General features: G+C 66.7%; 12 protein-coding genes. All 12 read left to right on the top strand.

Features of this window, described 5'->3' with window-relative positions:
- Positions 1 to 6 precede the first annotated feature (6 nt).
- The 12 genes from ACX25U_RS32090 to ACX25U_RS32035 all read left to right on the top strand — a co-directional run bounded on the left by ACX25U_RS32090 (position 7) and on the right by ACX25U_RS32035 (position 17,965).
- Positions 7 to 312, top strand: a complete 306-nt coding sequence (locus tag ACX25U_RS32090; RefSeq protein ID WP_454385197.1) for a hypothetical protein — start codon at positions 7 to 9, stop codon at positions 310 to 312.
- A 10-nt stretch (positions 313 to 322) separates the two neighbouring features.
- A protein-coding gene (locus ACX25U_RS32085; RefSeq protein WP_454385196.1) for an IS3 family transposase occupies positions 323 to 1,575 on the top strand; the annotation gives its coding sequence in 2 pieces (ribosomal slippage) (positions 323 to 605 and positions 605 to 1,575; 1,254 coding nt in all).
- A gap of 79 nt (positions 1,576 to 1,654) precedes the next feature.
- Entirely contained in the window at positions 1,655 to 2,188 is a 534-nt protein-coding gene (locus ACX25U_RS32080; protein ID WP_454385195.1) for a hypothetical protein, read from the top strand.
- A 175-nt stretch (positions 2,189 to 2,363) separates the two neighbouring features.
- The gene (locus ACX25U_RS32075; RefSeq protein ID WP_454385194.1) at positions 2,364 to 3,236 is read left to right on the top strand and encodes a hypothetical protein; all 873 of its coding nucleotides are present in this window, start codon (positions 2,364 to 2,366) and stop codon (positions 3,234 to 3,236) included.
- Positions 3,236 to 4,510 carry a DNA cytosine methyltransferase gene (locus tag ACX25U_RS32070; protein WP_454394606.1) on the top strand — a complete coding sequence of 425 codons (1,275 nt, stop codon included), beginning with the start codon at positions 3,236 to 3,238 and terminating at the stop codon, positions 4,508 to 4,510. Before ACX25U_RS32075 ends, ACX25U_RS32070 begins: the two co-directional genes overlap by 1 nt.
- Positions 4,510 to 5,643, top strand: a complete 1,134-nt coding sequence (locus ACX25U_RS32065) for a DnaB-like helicase N-terminal domain-containing protein (protein ID WP_454385192.1) — start codon at positions 4,510 to 4,512, stop codon at positions 5,641 to 5,643. Before ACX25U_RS32070 ends, ACX25U_RS32065 begins: the two co-directional genes overlap by 1 nt.
- 64 nt (positions 5,644 to 5,707) lie before the next feature.
- Positions 5,708 to 7,078 (top strand): DUF317 domain-containing protein, encoded by a 1,371-nt coding sequence (locus ACX25U_RS32060; RefSeq protein ID WP_454385191.1) that lies wholly within the window; start codon positions 5,708 to 5,710, stop codon positions 7,076 to 7,078.
- A 211-nt stretch (positions 7,079 to 7,289) separates the two neighbouring features.
- Positions 7,290 to 8,561, top strand: coding sequence for a helix-turn-helix domain-containing protein (locus tag ACX25U_RS32055; protein ID WP_454385189.1), 1,272 nt, complete (start codon positions 7,290 to 7,292; stop codon positions 8,559 to 8,561).
- Between the two features lie 10 nt (positions 8,562 to 8,571).
- Complete coding sequence (locus ACX25U_RS32050) at positions 8,572 to 9,819, top strand: restriction endonuclease-related protein (RefSeq protein ID WP_454385188.1); 1,248 nt, start codon at positions 8,572 to 8,574, stop codon at positions 9,817 to 9,819.
- Positions 9,816 to 13,127: a hypothetical protein gene (locus ACX25U_RS32045; RefSeq protein ID WP_111004828.1), complete on the top strand. Its 3,312-nt coding sequence runs from the start codon at positions 9,816 to 9,818 to the stop codon at positions 13,125 to 13,127. The genes ACX25U_RS32050 and ACX25U_RS32045 overlap by 4 nt, the downstream gene beginning before the upstream one ends.
- A gap of 39 nt (positions 13,128 to 13,166) precedes the next feature.
- Entirely contained in the window at positions 13,167 to 16,316 is a 3,150-nt protein-coding gene (locus tag ACX25U_RS32040; RefSeq protein WP_454385187.1) for an RNaseH domain-containing protein, read from the top strand.
- A gap of 98 nt (positions 16,317 to 16,414) precedes the next feature.
- Complete coding sequence (locus tag ACX25U_RS32035) at positions 16,415 to 17,965, top strand: gamma-glutamyltransferase (RefSeq protein WP_454385186.1); 1,551 nt, start codon at positions 16,415 to 16,417, stop codon at positions 17,963 to 17,965.
- Positions 17,966 to 18,044 lie beyond the last annotated feature (79 nt).

The raw sequence follows: 18,044 nt of genomic DNA, 5'->3' as shown, positions 1-18,044 counted from the left end.
ACCGCCATGCGCCAGATTGACCTGCCCGCGCAGATCGACCATCTCCGCAAGCTCGGCGCCGACTTCACCGCCCTGCACACCACCGTCACCGCCCTGCACACCACCGTCACCGCCCTGAACGCCCAGCCGGGCAGCGAGATGCTGCAGCAGCTCGGCCCCAAAATCCTCGCCATCCACGAGCTGGTCGGCCGTGCCCTGGTCCGCCTGTCCGTGCTCGATGGCAGCCAGTACACGGCCATACCCGGCAGCCGTTCCTCCCTGGAGACACTCAGTGAACCGCCCCGGGTCAGGTGGAGGCTCGATTCCATGTAAGGATTGAGTCATGGCACGACCCTCCCGCTACCCGCTTGAGCTCCGCCGTCGTGCGGTGCGCATGGTCGCCGAAGTGCGCGGCGACTACCCGAACGAGACAGCGGCCCTGCAGGCGGTCGCGGACAAGCTCGGCATCGGCTCCCGCGAGACACTGCGGAACTGGCTGAAGCAGCATGAGGTCGACGCGGGGACGCGGCCGGGGACGACGACGGAGGAGTCCGCCCAGCTCAAGGCGCTCAAGAAGGAGAACGCCGAACTCAAGCGGGCCAACGAGATCCTGAAGGCCGCGGCGAGTTTCTTCGCGGCCGAGCTCGACCGGCCACACACGCGCTCGTAGCCTTCATCGACGAGCACCGGGACCGCTTCGGCGGCGTCGAGCCGATCTGCAGGACGCTCACCGCACACGACTGCAAGATCGCCCCTTCCACCTACTACGCCCACAAGAAACGCCTCGAAACCCCCTCCGCCCGTTCCCTGCGCGATGCGGAGCTCAAGGAGCGGATCCAGGAGGTCTACACGTCCAACTACCGCGTCTACGGCGCCCGGAAGATCTGGCGCGAGCTGAACCGGCAGGGACATGCGGTGGCCCGCTGCACCGTCGAGCGCCTGATGCGCGAGATGGGTGTCCAGGGCGCGGTGCGCGGCAAGCGCGTCATCACCACGATCCCCGGCGGGCAGGCCGGGCGGGCCCCCGATCTGGTCGACCGCGACTTCGTCGCCAGCGCTCCGAACCGCTGCTGGGTGGCGGACTTCACCCATGTGAAGACCTGGTCCGGCACCGTCTACGTCGCGTTCGTCGTGGACACCTTCTCCCGCCGGATCGTCGGCTGGTCGGCGGCCACCGTGAAGGAGACCGTCTTCGTCCTGGACGCCCTGGAGATGGCCGTCTGGCAACGCGACCGCGACCAACACCCCATTCAGCCAGGCGAGTTGATCCATCACTCGGACGCCGGGTCGCAATACACATCGTTCAAGCTCGCCGAGCACCTGGACGCCGCCGGCATCGCGGCGAGCATCGGATCCGTCGGTGACGCGTACGACAACGCCCTGATGGAGTCCACGATCGGCCTGTTCAAAACCGAGTTGATTAAGCCCCAGCGGCCCTGGAAGACGCTCTCCCAGGTGGAGTTGGCCACCGCCGAGTGGGTCGACTGGTACAACCACCGAAGACTCCACGGTGAGATAGGCCACGTTCCGCCCGTCGAATACGAAGCCAACTACTACACCGAACTCACGAAACCCCAGGTCATCACCACAATCTGAGATCTCTACCGAACCCGGGGCGGTTCACAGTGAGGTCGTCGCCTCCGCCTCTCTCGCCGCCTCGCAGCTGGCGAGAGCCGTGGCCGACAACCCGCTCGAAGCCGCCGCCTTCGCCGGAGGCCCACCGGTCGACGACGCTGCCGTGCGCCAAGCCCGGCACGCCGAGGCCGGGCCCCTCCTGGCCGAGAGTCTGACCACGGCCGCCCACCACCTCGACCTGTGCGCGACGTGCTGCCAGTACACGGCGGCCGGGATCGCCCGCGACCTGAAGGATCATCCAGAACACCGCCCGCCGCTGCCGCAGTTGACCGACGCCCAGTACACGGCGCTCGACAAGATCGCCCAGGGCGGCGCCCGCCGCTACGAACGCCGCGGCGGAAGCAGGAGCGTCATGGCCGGCGACGGCAGCAGCATCCACGCCACGCCCTTCGCCGTGCTGGAGAAACACCGCCTGGTCCGGACCGACACACAGCGCTCCGCCATCGCCGGTCAGGACATCACGGTCACGGCCGCCGGAAAGCTGGTGCTGTACACCCAGCGGCCCGGACCGACGCCCTCAGCATCACCAAGCAAGGTACCCGCGCCCGGCAAGCCGGGCGGAAGGCGCCGATGAACAGCCTTCGCCCCCACGAAGCGGGCGCTCTTGTCACCGCCGTCGCCCACGCGCTCCACGCGCGGCGCTGAGCAAGTCGGCCATCCTCCCCATCGTCTCACCGTCAGGATCCACCATTTCCGCCACTCCGCAGTTTCGTGCCATATCACTCGGCGCGGGAATCCAGTCCAGCGCCATGCTCGCCCTTTCCGCCGAAGGCATCCTCCCGAAGGTCGATTACGCCATCTTCGCCGATACAGGCTGGGAACCGGCTGCCGTATACGAGCACCTCGATCGCCTGGAGACAGAGGTAGCCAAACCTGCCGGGATCCCCGTACTGCGCGTCTCCGCCGGGAACATTCGAGCCGACGCGCTCGATCCGAATCACCGGTTCGCCTCCATGCCGCTTTACATCCTGAACCAGGACGGAAAGCAGGGCATGACCAGGCGCCAGTGCACGGGTGAATACAAGATCAAACCGATCAAGAAGAAGGTCCGCGAACTCCTCGGATACCCCCACCCGCAGCGCATCCCGAAGGACGTGTTCGTCGAGCAGTGGGTCGGCATTTCGACGGACGAATTCCATCGCGCCAAGGACGCCGACGTCCGCTACATGAAGAACATCCACCCGTTGATCGAAATGGGCTGGTCCCGCAGCGACTGCGTCCGTTACCTAACCTCACGCGGCCTCGCAGACACACCGAAATCATCGTGCCTCGGATGCCCTTTCCACGGCAACGCACAATGGCGCCACATCCGCGACACGAGCCCCGCAGAATGGCAGGACGTCGTCGAATTCGACGCCGCCATCCGAAAGGGGAACGCCCGCGCCAACGCCGCCGGCAACAAGTTGCTCGGCCAGGCGTTCCTCCACCGCTCCCGCGTCCCGCTCAGTGAGGCACCAATCGACCACGTCACCGCCGCCGAATGGGCGGCGATGCAGCAGGAACTCACCAACACTGAACCAGCCTTGGAGGAGCTGGAGCAGGGCGTTATCGATGGCTGTTCCCCGTGGGCCTGCCGCGGGGAAGTCGCGCCGGTACAGGACGACTTCGGACTGGCCTCTTGATCACCCTGGACCTCTTTGCGGGACCGGGTGGATGGAGCCACGCACTGCACGTCCTCGGTGTTCGGGACGTGGGCCTGGAATGGGACGAGTGGGCCTGCAAGACCCGTGCGGCAGCAGGACAGTTGACGATACGCACAGACGTGGCCTTGTATCCGGTCTGGCCGTTCCTCGGGCGGACCATCGGGCTGATCGCGAGCCCGCCCTGCCAGGCATGGTCGATGGCCGGCAAGCGCCTCGGCCTGGTGGACCAGCCCCTGGTCCACCAGGCGGTGGCCGACCTCGCCCAAGGCCGCGACACTCGCGAGAAGCTCCTCGCCGCCTGCCGGGACGCGCGCAGTCTGCTGGCCGCCGAGCCCATGCGCTACCTCCATGCCCTGAACACGGTGGGCGAACCGGAGTGGGTCGCCATGGAGGAGGTCCCCGACGTTCTGCCGCTGTGGCGCCAGTACGCGGCCATCCTCCGCCACTGGGGATTCTCCGCATGGACCGGCATCCTTAACGCCGCCGACTACGGCGTACCGCAAACACGACGGCGCGCGATCCTGCTCGCCTCCCGGGTCCGTACAGCCGAACCCCCCTCGCCCACCCACGCCCAGGTCGCAGAGCCCGAAACGCTGTTCGGGCCAGGCCGCGCCCGGTGGGTGTCCATGGCCGAGGCCCTCGGCTGGGGTGTCACCGACCGGCCCGTCCCCACCGTGTGCGCCGGCGGCGGACCAGGAGGCGGCCCCGAGCCCTTCCCTTCCGGCTCCCGCCAGGCACTCGCCAACGCCCGAGAGCGCGGTCTCTGGCGCCCGCCAGTGCCCGCCACAGAGGTGACACTCGAACCGCAGACGCGTGGAGCAGGTTGGACATCCAGACACGGCCCCCGCTCCGTCACACCCGCAGATGCCCCGGCCCCCACCTTCACCAGTAAGGCCACGCACTGGACGTGGTCACTGCGCAGCAACAACCAGGCCAACGCCACCGTCCGCCGCGTGGACGAGCCCGCAGGCACGCTCTTCTTCGGGCATCGCGCGAACGAGTGCACCTGGATCGCCCAGCCCGTCGGCACCCCGCCGGAGGACGAGACGGAGGCTGCGCCGGAGCCGATCCGGATCACCGCACGCGAGGCCGGCATCCTCCAGACCTTCCCCGCCGACTACCCCTGGCAGGGCAACAAGGGCCAGCAGTTCTCCCAGATCGGCAATGCCGTGCCCCCGCTCCTCGCCGGCCACCTCCTCGCCCCGCACCTGCGCGTGCCTTTCAACCCCGACGACTTCACCCTTGCCGTCTGATGCCCCGCAGCCCCGCCCCTGACGACGACAACGACCTCGACGACCTGCGCGACTCGCATCCGCCGCAGCCCGTGTATTACGCCGAGCAGGCCCTTCTCGGCGCCCTTCTCCTCGAACCCCACCGCCTCGACGAAGTCGACGGGATCGAGCCCGACTCGTTCTCGAACCACGCGCACCGCGCCCTGTTCGCCGCAATCCGCGCTCTGCCGGCCCCCGACCCGGTCCAGCACGCCCAGGACACCACCTGGCTGAACGCGGTGCTCGGCGCCGCACGCGAGCACGCCCGCGGACTGACCGCCTCCTACCTGCACACCCTGATCCAGGTCTGCCCGTGGCCCAGCCACGCGTCCGCGTACGCCCGGATGATCGAGGCCGATCACGCCCGCCGCATCCTGCGCGCCCATGCCGAGCGCCTCGCGCAGACCGCGACGGACGTCACGCTCCTGCACCCGGTGCCCGCCGCCCTCGCTGAAGCCGACGCCCTCGCCAGCGCCGTGGACGGTATCGCCGCGCGGTTCCCCCCGCACTCCGGCCCCCGGCAACGCACCCCGACACCCGCGCCGACCGCGGCCCCCTACAACGCCGAGGAGGCGGTCGACGAGGAGTGGCTGCTGCTCGCGACCGCGACGGCGCTCCCTGCTGCCGTCGAGCAGATGCGGTGGCTGGCCGCCGACGACTTCACCCACCCCCTGCATGCCGGGCTGTGGCAGTGCCTGACCGCTCTGACCCGGCGCCGTGCCCCCGTCGACCCGGTCACCGTCCTGTGGGAGGCCCAGCAGCGCGGCCTCCTCACCTCCGAGGTCGAGCCGACCGAGCTGCTCAAGCTCCTCGGAGCACCGGCCGGTTCCCCGCAACACTGGGGCGAGCTGATCCTCCAGCGCTCCGTCCTCACGACCGCGCATCAAGTGGGCCTGCGCATCGAGGCGTTCTCCGACGACCCGGCGACCACCCCGTATCAGCTCGTCGTCGGCAGCCGCCGCGCGCTCGCCGGCCTGTCCGCCGTGCGCACCCGCTGGCACCACGCCACCTCACCAGCGCCGACACCCCTGCCCGCGCGCACCAGGGCCACGGCACCGCCCCGGGCCGGCCCGCCGCTGACCACGGCTCCACCCGCCACGCGCATCTCCCGCTGACCCCGAGCCCGCCGGTGGCAGGGCCTGAAACGGTCCGGCCACCGGCAGAAGCGAGCACCTCCTCGTGACGTCCCCCTCCGCCGACGCGCACGTCCTCCTCGACACCCACCCCACACACACCAGCGCCGTCACCGCCACGATCACCGGCCCCCGACAGAACCTGGCCCGCGCTCTGCTGACCGCCCGCGGCTTCGAGGCCCTCCACGAAGACACCCTGGTCATGGCCCGCATCGACAACGAGGAGCCCTACTGGGCCGAGAAGGCTGCACAGGCCCTGACCGCAGACGGCATCACCACCGAGATCACCCCCCGGCTCCGCGAAGCGATCGACGAGGAATGGACCTGGGCCAACTACCCGATGCCCTGGTGTACCCGGGCGGAGATCCGGGAGGTCTCGAACGAAGCCCAGAAGATCCACGATGACATCCGCCACGGCCGTCTCATCATCCACGCCCACGCCGACGACAGCGGTACCACCGTCGCCGTCGGCACCTACCGCGACAACGGCAAGAGCGTCTACCTCCACGGCGAGAACCACCTGCGGCAGATCGCCGACACCTTCGACTCACCCGCCCAGGCCCTCACGGCTTTCGAACGCCTCCATGGCGGCACCATGCGGCCCGGCCCCGCGCCCGTGACCGACACCGAGCGCGCCGCCGCCCAAGCCCGCACCTCGCTCGGCACACCGGCCACAGAACCCGAACCGCCCGCCCAGGAACCGGAGATCGTACCCGCCTACGCCGCCGATGCCGGCGATCACGACGCCATCTTCGAGCAGTTCCTCGCCACACACGGCGACTGGGAGAAGTGGCGCACCTTCTCCGACGACACCACCCACGCGATCCACGAATCCCAGACCCTGCGCATCGAGCGCGTCCACGAAGCCGACCCGCGCGAGGCCGCCTGGACCGTGGCCGCGTACGAGACGCCCGTCTCGGACCGGATGTGGCACCTCACGGCGACCGGCACCACCCCCGCCCCCGTGCTCCAGACCCTGCTGCACCACCTTGCCGAAGGCGACGCGTGGGACACCGCCATCGGTGGCCCCGTCGACGAGAAGACCGTCACCGCCGCCACGAAGCCCCTCACCGACGCCGGCTGGAAGCACACCGTGGACGGACGCTGGATCCGCTGGACGAACCCGTCCGGGGACGCCGGCATCCAGTTCGACGCCCTCGCCGCCCAGAAGCCGAACAGCACACTCGTCACCTGGACCATCTGGGCCGGCCGCAGCATCGACCACCCCACCTGGACCCTCACGGCATCCCCCTACACTCCCAGCTCGCTGCTGGCCGACCTCGCCGACAACCTCGCCCATGGCACCGGAGCCCGGACGCACACCCCCGTGAAGGTGAGGCACACCGCGCACCTCATCACCACCCCCACAGCACTGCCTCCGAGTGCGGCCACGGCACAGGCCAGCCGATCCCACTGACAGAGTTTGAGCTCGGCGTGTCCATCCCCTCGGACACTACGCGTACCACGGCCAGGCGGCTGGCTATCGCGCGGCACGGGCGCAACCCTGGTTCGCCGAGCCCTGACTTGCGTACTCCGGAAGACGAATCCCTATCTTTCTTGGATCTTTTGGACTCTAGCTGTTTCTGGACGGTTGCCTGGAACTGTTCCATGCGGTTCCCTGGAGCAGTATGGGACGAGAAGAGTCGTTCAAGCCTGAAGTTCTTCGGCAACTGCGGGAACTAGGGGGAGTGAGCCGTCGCGCGCTCGCCGACGCGGTAGGCGTCACTCAGCGGACTGTCGCCTACTGGGAGAGCGGTCAGCGCAAGCCGGAAGCCCGCCAGTTGCACGCTCTGATGAGCTTCTTCAAGGTCGATGTTCACTACCTCACGAACCGGCCTAGGGGGAGTGCGACTCTTCGCGATCTTCGACGGGAAGCTGGGTTCAGCAGTGCTGACCGCGCGGCGCAGGCCGTGTCCGGCAGGAAAGTCATGCGCGGCATCAGCTTCGACGGCACCAAGCTGCTCCGTCTTGAACGCGGCCTGCCCGTGCGCGGCGTAGTCTGCTCCACCCCCGAGCACGCTGGCCGCCTGGCCAAGGCCCTCGCCTTGGTTTACAAGGTCCCCGAGCACGTGGTCGTTGATGCATGGCGCAGAACCCGGCCTGACGAGCCCGCCCCGGTACTGCCGAGGCCGGGCCCTCGCGCCGGGCGCTCCGCCCTCATGGAAACGTGGAACGGTCTCAATGACCGCCAGCGTATTTACCTGGAAGCCTGCTTCCTTCAAGACGTGGAAGAAGAGCGGGCAGAGCGTGAGCGCTACGCGCGCACCGGCCAGCGTCGCCCCGCCGCCGAGTGGCGGAAGATGACGCTCGCTCTCTACGCCCCGCCGGAGATCACTGGCTACAGCCGTCTTCAGGAACGCCTCCGCGACCGTGGCGTCCATGATCCCGGCACTGGCCCCTCCATCGCCGCACTGAATCGGCGCGGCCTGATCACTGTTCACTACGACACCGTCACGGTTCCCGGAGCCGGGCTGATCAAGCGGACCCGAGTCGAGATGACCAAGCGGGGCAGGGCGGTTGCCCGCGCGGCCCTCGGCGTCTCCCTTAGCCAGAGCGCTCCTGCCCCGATGATGTCGGTGTGGCTGTGGCGGACACTGGTGCGTGTTGCCTTTGCCAGTCAGCGCGGCGGCGATTACGACCTGGTCGGCCGGGCACGCCTCCACCTGACGGTAAAGACCGGTCCTGGTCGGGAGGCGCCCTCTCGGGGCTATCTCGAGCACAGGCTCCCCGACGGCGCCACCTGGGGGCGGCACGCCTGGTTTCCTTCAGCCTCCGGCTGGAGACACATCGCCGACTACCTCGCCCAGTATCGCGAGTTGTATCCGATGGTTCCCACCGACGGCCTCGAGGACCTCATCCCGCCGCAGTACCGCACCCCGGTTGTCAGTGGTGGCTCGTAAGCTGCCCGGCATGCCCGAGCACGATGAAGTACATCCGGAAGAATGGCAGTTCGACGAGACAGTCCTGCGGGCCGCCAGCGCGTTTGCGCTGTGCGAGGAGGCCCGCTACAACGACAGTCTCTCTTCCGGGCAGCGCGTCGAGAAGTTGATGGAGGCCCAGGGAGTGATCATGGCGACCGTGGGCCCCCGGTTCCGCGTCACCTTCCGGGATCTACTCAACCGTCTTTCCGGGGACCAGGCCGGGAGCCTCGTCGGTATCTTCCCCGACGAGGCACTCGCCGGCCCCCTACGTAGCCTCCGCTTCCTCGACAGTGTGGGCGTGTCCACTCAGGAGGGCTGCGACCTGCTCTGGGAAGCCGCGGAGATCTTCAAGATCGTCGACAAGAAGCAGCGACGCGGCGAGAGGTTTACCCACTTCGAGCTCGAGAGTGAGTTCGGCCAGGAGCAGGTATTCAAGGCCATTAAGGGCGGCCTCTACGAGCGGCACCGTCGGAACATCATCGAATACCCTGTCTGCGACAAGGAACAACTGGAGGAACTCGGATTCCCTCCTGCCGTGGCTCAGGTCTTCTATCAGGACATCCCGTCTTACTGCCTCTACAAGCGGCAGTGGTGGTTCGGATGTCCCGCCTGCGCCTATCCCATGCAGGTGATTCCGCACGACGACGGCAGGACCTACGCCGTCAGGTGCCTCTACCCGTGGCACCAAGACACCGGAGCCCGCTTCACCTTCTCTGCCACCCGCGACCAGCCCCCGGTCCTCCATGCCGAGGACCGCATCTACATCCCCAGCAAGGCCGAGACGCCCCTCTATACGGGAGCATCGCGTGAAACCCCAAGAGCCTGCCCTGCTGAGGGATACCGTGCGCTGGTGCGACGTGTCTGGCGCAGCACCTGCATCCCTGGACTCCCAGAACTCAGGCTTGCCGACGTCCTCAAGGAAGCCGCTGCAGGGACACGGTTGGCGGTCCAGGTCTGGCCCGACAACGACCGCGTCGACATCGAGGTCAAAGACGGCGACACCGTCGTCTTCTCCATCGACGTCAAGGACTACACCTGGCCCGGGGCCCTGGCCAAGAAGCTCATCGAGGACCGCGGCGACAAGGGCGGAGCCACCTGGCTCGTAGTACCCGACCACCGCCGCCAGCAGGTCGGCTACCTCACATCCGTCATTCACCGTGAACGCATCGGGATGACGGCCATGGCCGCGTCCGACTTCCTGACCCTGTTCACCGACCGCCTGAAGGAGTACATGTGAGCAGCGGACGCTCCCCCGAGCAAGACGCCCTCCTCGCCGCGTTCGCCCTGGCAAGCCACTTCTTCCCGGCAACCAGCGACGACGGCACACCCATCGCGTCCTTCCGGCACGTGGCCCTGCTCGCCGAACGCAAACCCTGGTCGTTGAAACAATGGGACCAGCTCACAGCAGACGAATACCGTGTCTTCGCCCGCGTCGTCAGAAAGCTGCCCTCTTCCTACACGTCAGTCGACGCTGTTCGCGTCGCGTTCCGGGCCATACTGGGCGACGACAGTGAACATTCCGTGGACCTGACCGACGGACTGTTTGCTCTGCCCTCCGACGGCACGACCGGGCACGTGCTCTGCTACCTGCCCGAGCCTCCACTGGACTACGCCGGCAGCATCATTCGCCGCCACTACACCATGGGCAAACGCCCGCGCGCGCTGGAATTCGCCGGCCCCGGCCACTACACGACCCGCGTCGCCTACCTCGGCAAGGATCTCGGCCGGGCCGCTGTCGGCCTCACCTTCCCCTCAGCCCCCGACTTCGACGAGGCCCCTGGTCACGACGCCCTTCCCCGCATCGTCACCGTTGCTGAGACACCCGAGCTCTCGTTCAGCAAGAAAGAGATCCTGGAGGTCGCCGAACTCCTCAGCCGTCCCGAACGCAAGGCCGGGACCAAGTACATCCGTCGGACCGTGAAGAAGTTCCTGAAGAAGCTCCGTTGCCCCGGCGGCAAGGTCAAGGCCCTGGAGCTGATGAACGGCAGCTTCCAGATCCTCAACGCGCCCACCGGCAGCGGTAAGACGGTCCTGGTGCGGGTGCTGGCCGCGTTGATGGCCAAGCGGGACCTGCGTCTGGGGATTGTCGTCCCGGACGTCAAGGCCACCTTGAAGATGAAGCGGGATATCGGCAGCGATCTTGACTGGCTGTACCAGTTGGAGGAATTTCCTGAGCCCAAGACCTGCGCTGCGCTGATGTCGCCGGCCAAGCGCCACGAACGTGCCTTGGAGTACGGGGCGCTCATGAAGGACACGCCTATCGAGCAGTGGGACGGTAAGAATCTGGAAGATCTTGCCGAGGTGGGCTACGCGTGCGCCCAGAAGGCGTACATGACGGTCCAGGACCCGTTCCCGGCCGGGGAGGAGAACTGCCTGACGCTGAGCAAGCCCGGAGAGAGTGGCACCTACGCCTGTCCGTTCATCCCGGTGTGCGATAAGTTCCGGCCTCTCTACGAGGCGACCCGTGCCAGCGTCATCATCACCAACCACATGAACTTCGTGGAAGGAACTCTGCGAACCGGAGTCGTCTTCGACGGCGACTCCTTCCAGAACAAGCCGCGAGGGACCCGTGGAGCGTCCGTGTTCGAAGCGATGGCACGCATGTGTCATTTGCTCGTCGTGGACGAGGTGGACGCCCTCCAGCTGAGTGCCATCAAGGGATGCGCCAAGGAAGCGGTCCTCGCGTCTCTGATGAGGAAGTCCCTGCTGGACATCGTCGATGACGACAGGCGCAATCTTCCGCCACACCTGCGCGAACTGCTCACGAACTCCCTCAGCCACGCCCGCTTGACCGCCGAGAACCTGCTTCTGTGGCTGGCGAACAAGCAGTTGATCCTCAACCCGCCCGCGCTCAGCAAAGCCCGGGACGACAAGGACGACGCCTACCGCGACAACAAGGGGTGGCGGACTGCGACGTCCCGGGACCGGGAGATCATCAACTACCTGTTCCCCGACGACCACGATGTCGACGAGCCGATCCCCGATGAGCTGTTCACCCTGCTCAACCAGCTCATGCCCGGCAAAGACTCTGACGAGGACCAGCCCGTGGAGCTGCTGCCGATGCCGGAGGGAGCCGACTGGGAGCGTCTTGCCGACCAGCTCTACGACCTCGTCTCTCCACGCGGCCGGCACAACCTGCTTCCCGTAAAGCAGGCCATGCACCAGTCCATTGAGGAGACGGTCACCGAGGACACCGTACGTGCCCGTCTCGTCAACCTCATCACCGTGCGCGCTATCCTGCTGGAATTGGGACAGGCTCTTTCTCTCCTGCGTGAACAGGCGCAGAAGGTCCAGGACCACGACAGCGCCGCAGCCCGGGACATCCTCGCCATGACGTACCGGAGCACGGTCTCCAAGCTGTATCCGACTGGCATGCTGGGTCGCGACATCCACGGGTACCAGGTGACTGGAATCGGTGACGACAGCAAGCCGACAGCCGAACTCCGCGAGAGCGCCACCATCGGTGACCCTCACACGTTCATCAGCGAACTCGGCCGTCTGACCTCGTTGATGGAGGCCGGGGTACGACGTCCCGTCCTTGGCCTGTCGGCCACTGCGTTCTTCCCCCACGCCTCCGGAGAGCACGTCCATGCCCCCGTGGCCTGGTGGATGCCCGACGTCAAGGAGTCCATCAGGGCCAACAGACTGCCCGTCACCAACAGCGATGTGCCTGGCGGAGAGGGAATCCAGATCGCCGGCCTCTACGACGAGCACAAGCTTTCGGCGCTGCGGGAGATGGGCCAGGCGATCTACGAGCAACAGCTTCGGGGGCGTCTCGACTGGCTCGCCCGCAACGACCCCGACCGAGCCCGCTGCATCCTCCAGGTCAACGGCTACAAGCAAGGACTTTACCTCGCCATCGGCATGGCGCAGGCGGAAGGGATGACACATCGCGTATGCGTGCTGCTGCGCCGTGAAGATCTCGCGGAGTACAGAAACATCCTCCCCAAGGGCGTGCGCGCGATCGTCGCCGAGGAGCTGGAGGACTTCCACGAGTTCGGCGACATCCTCATTGCCCCCATGGCCCGGATCGCCCGCGGCCTGAACATCGTGGTCGAGACCCGCTCGGCCATCAGCGACGTCTACCTGTGCGTCCGGCCAGTCCTCAGCATCGAGGACCCAGCATGGATGCATGGCAGCGTCAACGCATGCGGCCAACGTGTCGCGCGCTCCTTCAGCGGGGACGACCCATACGAGGCGATCGAGCACGCCCGCACCGCATCCCGTGAGCACCTGGTGAAAATCCTGCGCTCTCCCACGCGGTTCTCCAGCATGCATCAAGATCTTCAGATGGAGTTGATCAGCTCCATGCTCGTAGAGCTGATCCAACTCGCCGGACGGGCACGACGCGGCGACACCGACATGGATCTATTCGTAGTCGATCAGGCCGCCTTGGGCACCAAATACACGACGGGGCTCGCAGAGGTCATTCGGCTCATCTACGATGCTTGGTCACCGGAGGAACGCGAGATGATGAACCGTTTGTACGGTCGAGCCATCATCGAGTTCCTGCGCTACGCCGAGGTTTCGCACTCGTTTTCCTGACCCCGGCCGGTCTGATCGAAGAGAGGTTCCGGCAGCCGCATGGCCAAGCTCACTACCATCTACACCTCTTCCCTCCTCCTGAACGACGCCGTGCTGGCAGGCCAGTACGCGTACGTGTGGTCCTTCCACGACTGGAGCGACTTCGGCGGAGAAGAACGAAAAGACAAGCCGGAGATTCTCGTCGAGTGGCACAAGTATGGTGCGTGGGCTAGGGAGAGCCGAAAGAACAAGAATCTCCCCGAGGGTGTAGAGGTGGAGATGCTGTGGCCGCTCAGTATCGCCACCACCGCCCTGCAAGCCCTCGCCGAGGGCTACGTCCACCTCGACAAGCACTTCCGCTACATGATCTCCCTCAAGGAGATCGACCCCGTCAAGCTCGCCAAGCTGTTCACCTACCTCGAAGCCGCGGTCAAGGGCACGTCGCTCGACAGCGCCTCCGACACCGGGAAGTCCACACTGCCGGGCCTCATCCGTGCCACCACGCCGGCGAAGCTCTCTCTGGCCGATGCCATCCTCAACCGCGGCAGCCTGGCCCCCAACCCGCCCGACTGGGCCTACCAGGCCGTGCGCTGGTGCATGGCCGACAAGTTCGCCAGGACTCCCTTCACCGAGTACGCCATGAAGCCGGTGACCCCGAAGAGCAAGGAGCCCGAACAGACAGAGGGGAGCAGGGAACCAGAAGAGACGGCCAAGCCCCGGCAAGCGGGATGGGCAAAGGACACCGAAACCGCCGTCACCCTCACCTACCGGCCACTCAGCGACGGCAGCGTCATCGCCTGGGACCACCCCTTCGGACCCGCCTTCGCGCACATCGGGCACCCCCCAAGCGCCGAAGCGACACAACAGATCGCTGACAACTGGTCCGACCTCGCAGAAGACTGGAGCGCCCGGGACTACGCGCTCTCCCGCATTGACACCAAGATGGCCACCTTCACCGGCTACACCAACCCCGTCATCCACTTCCACGGCAGCAACCGGCGCATCAGCAACGCCGTCATCTACGCCAAGACCGCCATGGTCGACTGCGGCGGCGACAAGCCGGTCCTCTCCCTCAAGCTGGACGGCCCCGGAGGCTTGAAGTCCGCCAACCGATACGGACTGGAGATCGCCGCCCGTCTGGACGTCGACCACACGGGCCTGCTCGCGGTCCAGACCCGGGCCAATACGGAGATCGACAAACGCAGCTGCGGCGAATCACTCACCATGGAGGCGCCCGGCAAGGTCCGGCCCCTGCACGCCACCACGCCCAAGAGCAACGGTGTCGGCACCGGCACCGGCACCCATCACCACCGCCTGATCATGGAGCACCTCCACGCCTCCTTCGCCTCGGAACTGACCGGGAACGGCGAAAGTGACAGCGAAAGCGGCGCCGTACCCGTGATGACCCTGGTCAGTGACAGCAAAGGCTTCGGCAAGCGGTACTTCCAGGACACATCCCACCTGCAGTGGGCGCAGGGGAAGACAAGCGACGACGAAAGCAGCAAGAAAGCAGCTGCCCGTTTCCAGGACAAGGTCGGTCTCCCCTCCCCAGAATCCATCCAGCGCTCTATCGAAAAACAGGGCGAGAGCAAGCTGGTGTATCTCGGCCTGTGGTACCGATACCCCACGCGGCGGCGCATGGTGCAGGCCCTCGCCTGCACCTATGGCATCGATCCCGAGACGATCAAACCCTCACTCAGCGAGGTCGAACTCCGCCCCGGTATCCGCCTGGTGCTTCACAAGGCAGAAGAACTCCTTCAACACGGCACAGGACGCGCTGACATCCGCCGCGCTGAAGTCGACGCGATCATCAACCGCTACAAGGAACCGGGGACCCGCCTGGTCGTCTGGTGCGAAACCGAGATGCCCCGCACCGACCAGGACGGTGCAAACACGCCGGCCAACAGCAGCCGCACGGCCCGGAAGAGGGCTGAGGAGACCGAGAGGAACGAGAAGGACGCCAAGCACGCGGTGCGTGGTCTCTTCGCTGAAGCACGCGTACCCAGCCAATTCACCATCGGCGCCAAGCTCCAGCACCGCAAGGGAACGGCCGCACCCGTCCTGACCGAGGTTCAGCCCCAGAAGAAGGAGTACCACAAGGACCACGCCGCGTTCAGCGCCGTCCTTGACATGCACCGCAGCCTCGGCGTTGTCGACGACCGGTACGAAGCCACTCTCCACGCCGGCAAGAACCCGCTGCCCCGCATCGCCTACTGCGGCCTGCACTGCCGTATGCAGACCAAGAGCAACCTCTACCGAGGCGAGCCCCTCTGGATCACCACCGCTGCCGCGCTCATCCCACCCATCAAACCCGGCGGCGTGTGGACCATGCTCGGCTGGAGCAACATCACCAACACCTGGGCCCCGTACTACGACGCGAACACCGCCTTCCACGCCAAGAACTACCCCCTGCACAGCGAAAGAGACGCGAGCAAGACGCGAATGGACCGGTGGTGCGAGGTCGGCAGCGACGCGGCCCGTGCGCTGGTACAGCTCCAGCAGAGGCCCGAAATGGCCGGTCTCGATCTCGCCGTCATGCTCGATGGCCATGCATGGCGTCGCATTTACCCTGGCTTCCACAACAGGAGCTTCGGCCTGACCCCCGACAGCCTGCCCGAGGACGACAGGCGTCTATGGACTCCGCACCAGGACATCGCGGACGAGCGTCTGCACCCGATCAGCTACATCCGCATCAACACCATGCAGGACGAACTTCCGCGCTTCGTCTACGCCGAGAAAGAGGGCATGACCAAAAGCCGGCTGGCCAAGGGACTCGACCCCTTCATCAAGGTCAGCCAGTATCTCGCCTGGCCCGGCCACCGCCCCGAGGGACACCCCTGGTTCCTCTTCAGCGAATCCCGCACCCACAACCGCAGCCGCCTCGGGGACGACCGCACCCGCTGGCGCGCAAGCGACGAGAGAGACTCGCGGAGGGACAGTGAGCTCAACGGCAACTGGCACTCCATCACCACCCGAGAGATCAATCCCATGTTCACCCGCCGCTACTCCCGGGAAGACCTCGCCCGAGCCACCGCCTGCCTCTCCCACCAGGCCATGGCCTGGTCCGAGCGCACCCGCTACCCCGCCCCCCTGCACGCCGCACTCCAGATGGACCTCGACCACCCCCAGTACAGGCGATCCGCCCCCAGCGACAGGGAAGTCGACCAGGAACAGAAGAACATCATCGACTCAGCAACCGGAGCCTGCTGAACACCGGCACACACGAGCGTTCCGCATCCAGAGCACCCGAACGCGATCAACTCCGACCAGCCACACAAGGCTGACACAAGAAGACTCACTTCGAAGCCATGAAGACAACCGGTGCCACAGTGACTGGCGTGATTCCCGCACACGTGAACGACGCGCCGCCCCCCGTCTACGCCGACAGTCTGGACATACCTGTACTGTTCCGCAACGGTCCGGCACGGCGCCCCTATCCCCAGTGGCGCACTGCCCCGCACGCACCCTGGGACACAGCGGCTGCCTTCCCAGCCAGCGACGGGTGGTACGCCCCCACCACCACCTGGCGGGAAATCATCAAAGCGGCGACCGAGGTGGGCCGCGACGTCACGCCGAACCTGCAGCAGATTCCGCAGCTCGCGCGGGGTGAACTCGTCGCCCGGGTCTCTCCGCTGTATGCCTATCTCGGTCTTCACGATGTCACGCCCAAGCACCCACTTCCGCACAGCGTGGGGCGGCGCCTGACCCTCAACGCGGTCTATGAACACGGCACCGAGCGGACCGCGAAGAACGCCCTCGGCTACCGGCTGGGCATGACCATGGCCGAGTGGGCCTGCCGCTCCCTGATGGGCCTCGGGCAGACATGGCATCTGGAAGACGGTGGCCCCGACCCGGCACTCGCCGACGCCTTCAAGGACCCCACCCGGCGCCTGCCGGACCTGTGGGGCCTGCACGAGGCAGAGAACGCGTACTGGCTCATCGAGGCGAAAGGCGGCAACGTCGGCAAGACGACCCTCAGGGACGGCTGGAAGCAGCTGAGCGAAGGAAGCAAGATCCTCCACGCTTACGCGCACCGCCGCATCCTGGTTGGTGCAGCGGCACAGCCCCACGGCGACCTCTTCCTCACCATTGACCACGACCAGCACCCCGGCCAACCACCTCTCGATACCGTCGGCGCCTTCCCCGCACCGACCATTCCCGGCAGCCCCGAAGACCACCTGGGCGCCAGTGACGACGCCCTGATGGGCACGGCCCGCGCACAGATGCTGGTCTACCTCGCCCTGCGCTCCTCGCCGCCCTCCCAGCTACGCACCATCGCCCTGTCTGCCGACCGCACTACCCGCCGTCGTCGGAGAGAGGGGATCACCATCCCCTTGGAACGAGACGACGCCACACGCGCCCTGCGCGCGGACGCTCGCGGTGCAGCCGGCAACCTGGACGATGAGCAATCTCTCCGTGAGGGGGCACGTCTGATGGGCCTGGACGATTTCCTCACCCGCCGTATCCCCGGCACCGAAGTGCACCTGGGCATGTCCCGCCGTCTCTTCGCTGCGTGCGCACGGCTGCACTACGAGGACCAGGTGATCGCCGAACGCACCCCCGGGCTGCGCGCCGAAGATCAGCGTCTCACCGAAGAACCAGCCGACGAGGAAGCCGAAGAGGAGCACCGTCGTAACCAGCGGCGTATCTTCCGCGAGCAGCAGGAAGAGGCTCGTCCTCGGGTCCGGAGGCTCCTCCGCCAGGCATACGAACAGGGCGCGGACCGCGAGTGGAGCGACCTTCTCCCGGACCATCAAGAGCCTCGGCTCGACCTCGGCGATCATCCGGACCTGCTCGAAGCCGCAACCCCGGAGACCTACCTTGCGCTGCGCCAGGACGACCTTCCTTACCGCCGCTGAATGCTGGCCTTTGCGGGCGCTGACCGGTCGATGCCGCGCACGGTCCTGCGCCATGCTCACTCGGACGCACAACCTCAAG

The sequence above is a fragment of the Streptomyces sp. JNUCC 63 genome (genome assembly GCF_054366325.1).
The sequence above is the reverse complement of the archived record's forward strand: the minus strand, read 5'-3'. Positions and strand labels throughout refer to the sequence as shown.

Bases quoted from the DNA above. Each gene is read 5' to 3' on its own strand.
- ACX25U_RS32055 (WP_454385189.1), top strand. From the start codon at position 7,290: ATGGGACGAGAAGAGTCGTTCAAGCCTGAAGTTCTTCGGCAACTGCGG.
- ACX25U_RS32075 (WP_454385194.1), top strand. From the start codon at position 2,364: ATGCTCGCCCTTTCCGCCGAAGGCATCCTCCCGAAGGTCGATTACGCC.
- ACX25U_RS32035 (WP_454385186.1), top strand. From the start codon at position 16,415: ATGAAGACAACCGGTGCCACAGTGACTGGCGTGATTCCCGCACACGTG.
- ACX25U_RS32040 (WP_454385187.1), top strand. From the start codon at position 13,167: ATGGCCAAGCTCACTACCATCTACACCTCTTCCCTCCTCCTGAACGAC.
- ACX25U_RS32065 (WP_454385192.1), top strand. From the start codon at position 4,510: ATGCCCCGCAGCCCCGCCCCTGACGACGACAACGACCTCGACGACCTG.
- ACX25U_RS32050 (WP_454385188.1), top strand. From the start codon at position 8,572: ATGCCCGAGCACGATGAAGTACATCCGGAAGAATGGCAGTTCGACGAG.
- ACX25U_RS32090 (WP_454385197.1), top strand. From the start codon at position 7: ATGCGCCAGATTGACCTGCCCGCGCAGATCGACCATCTCCGCAAGCTC.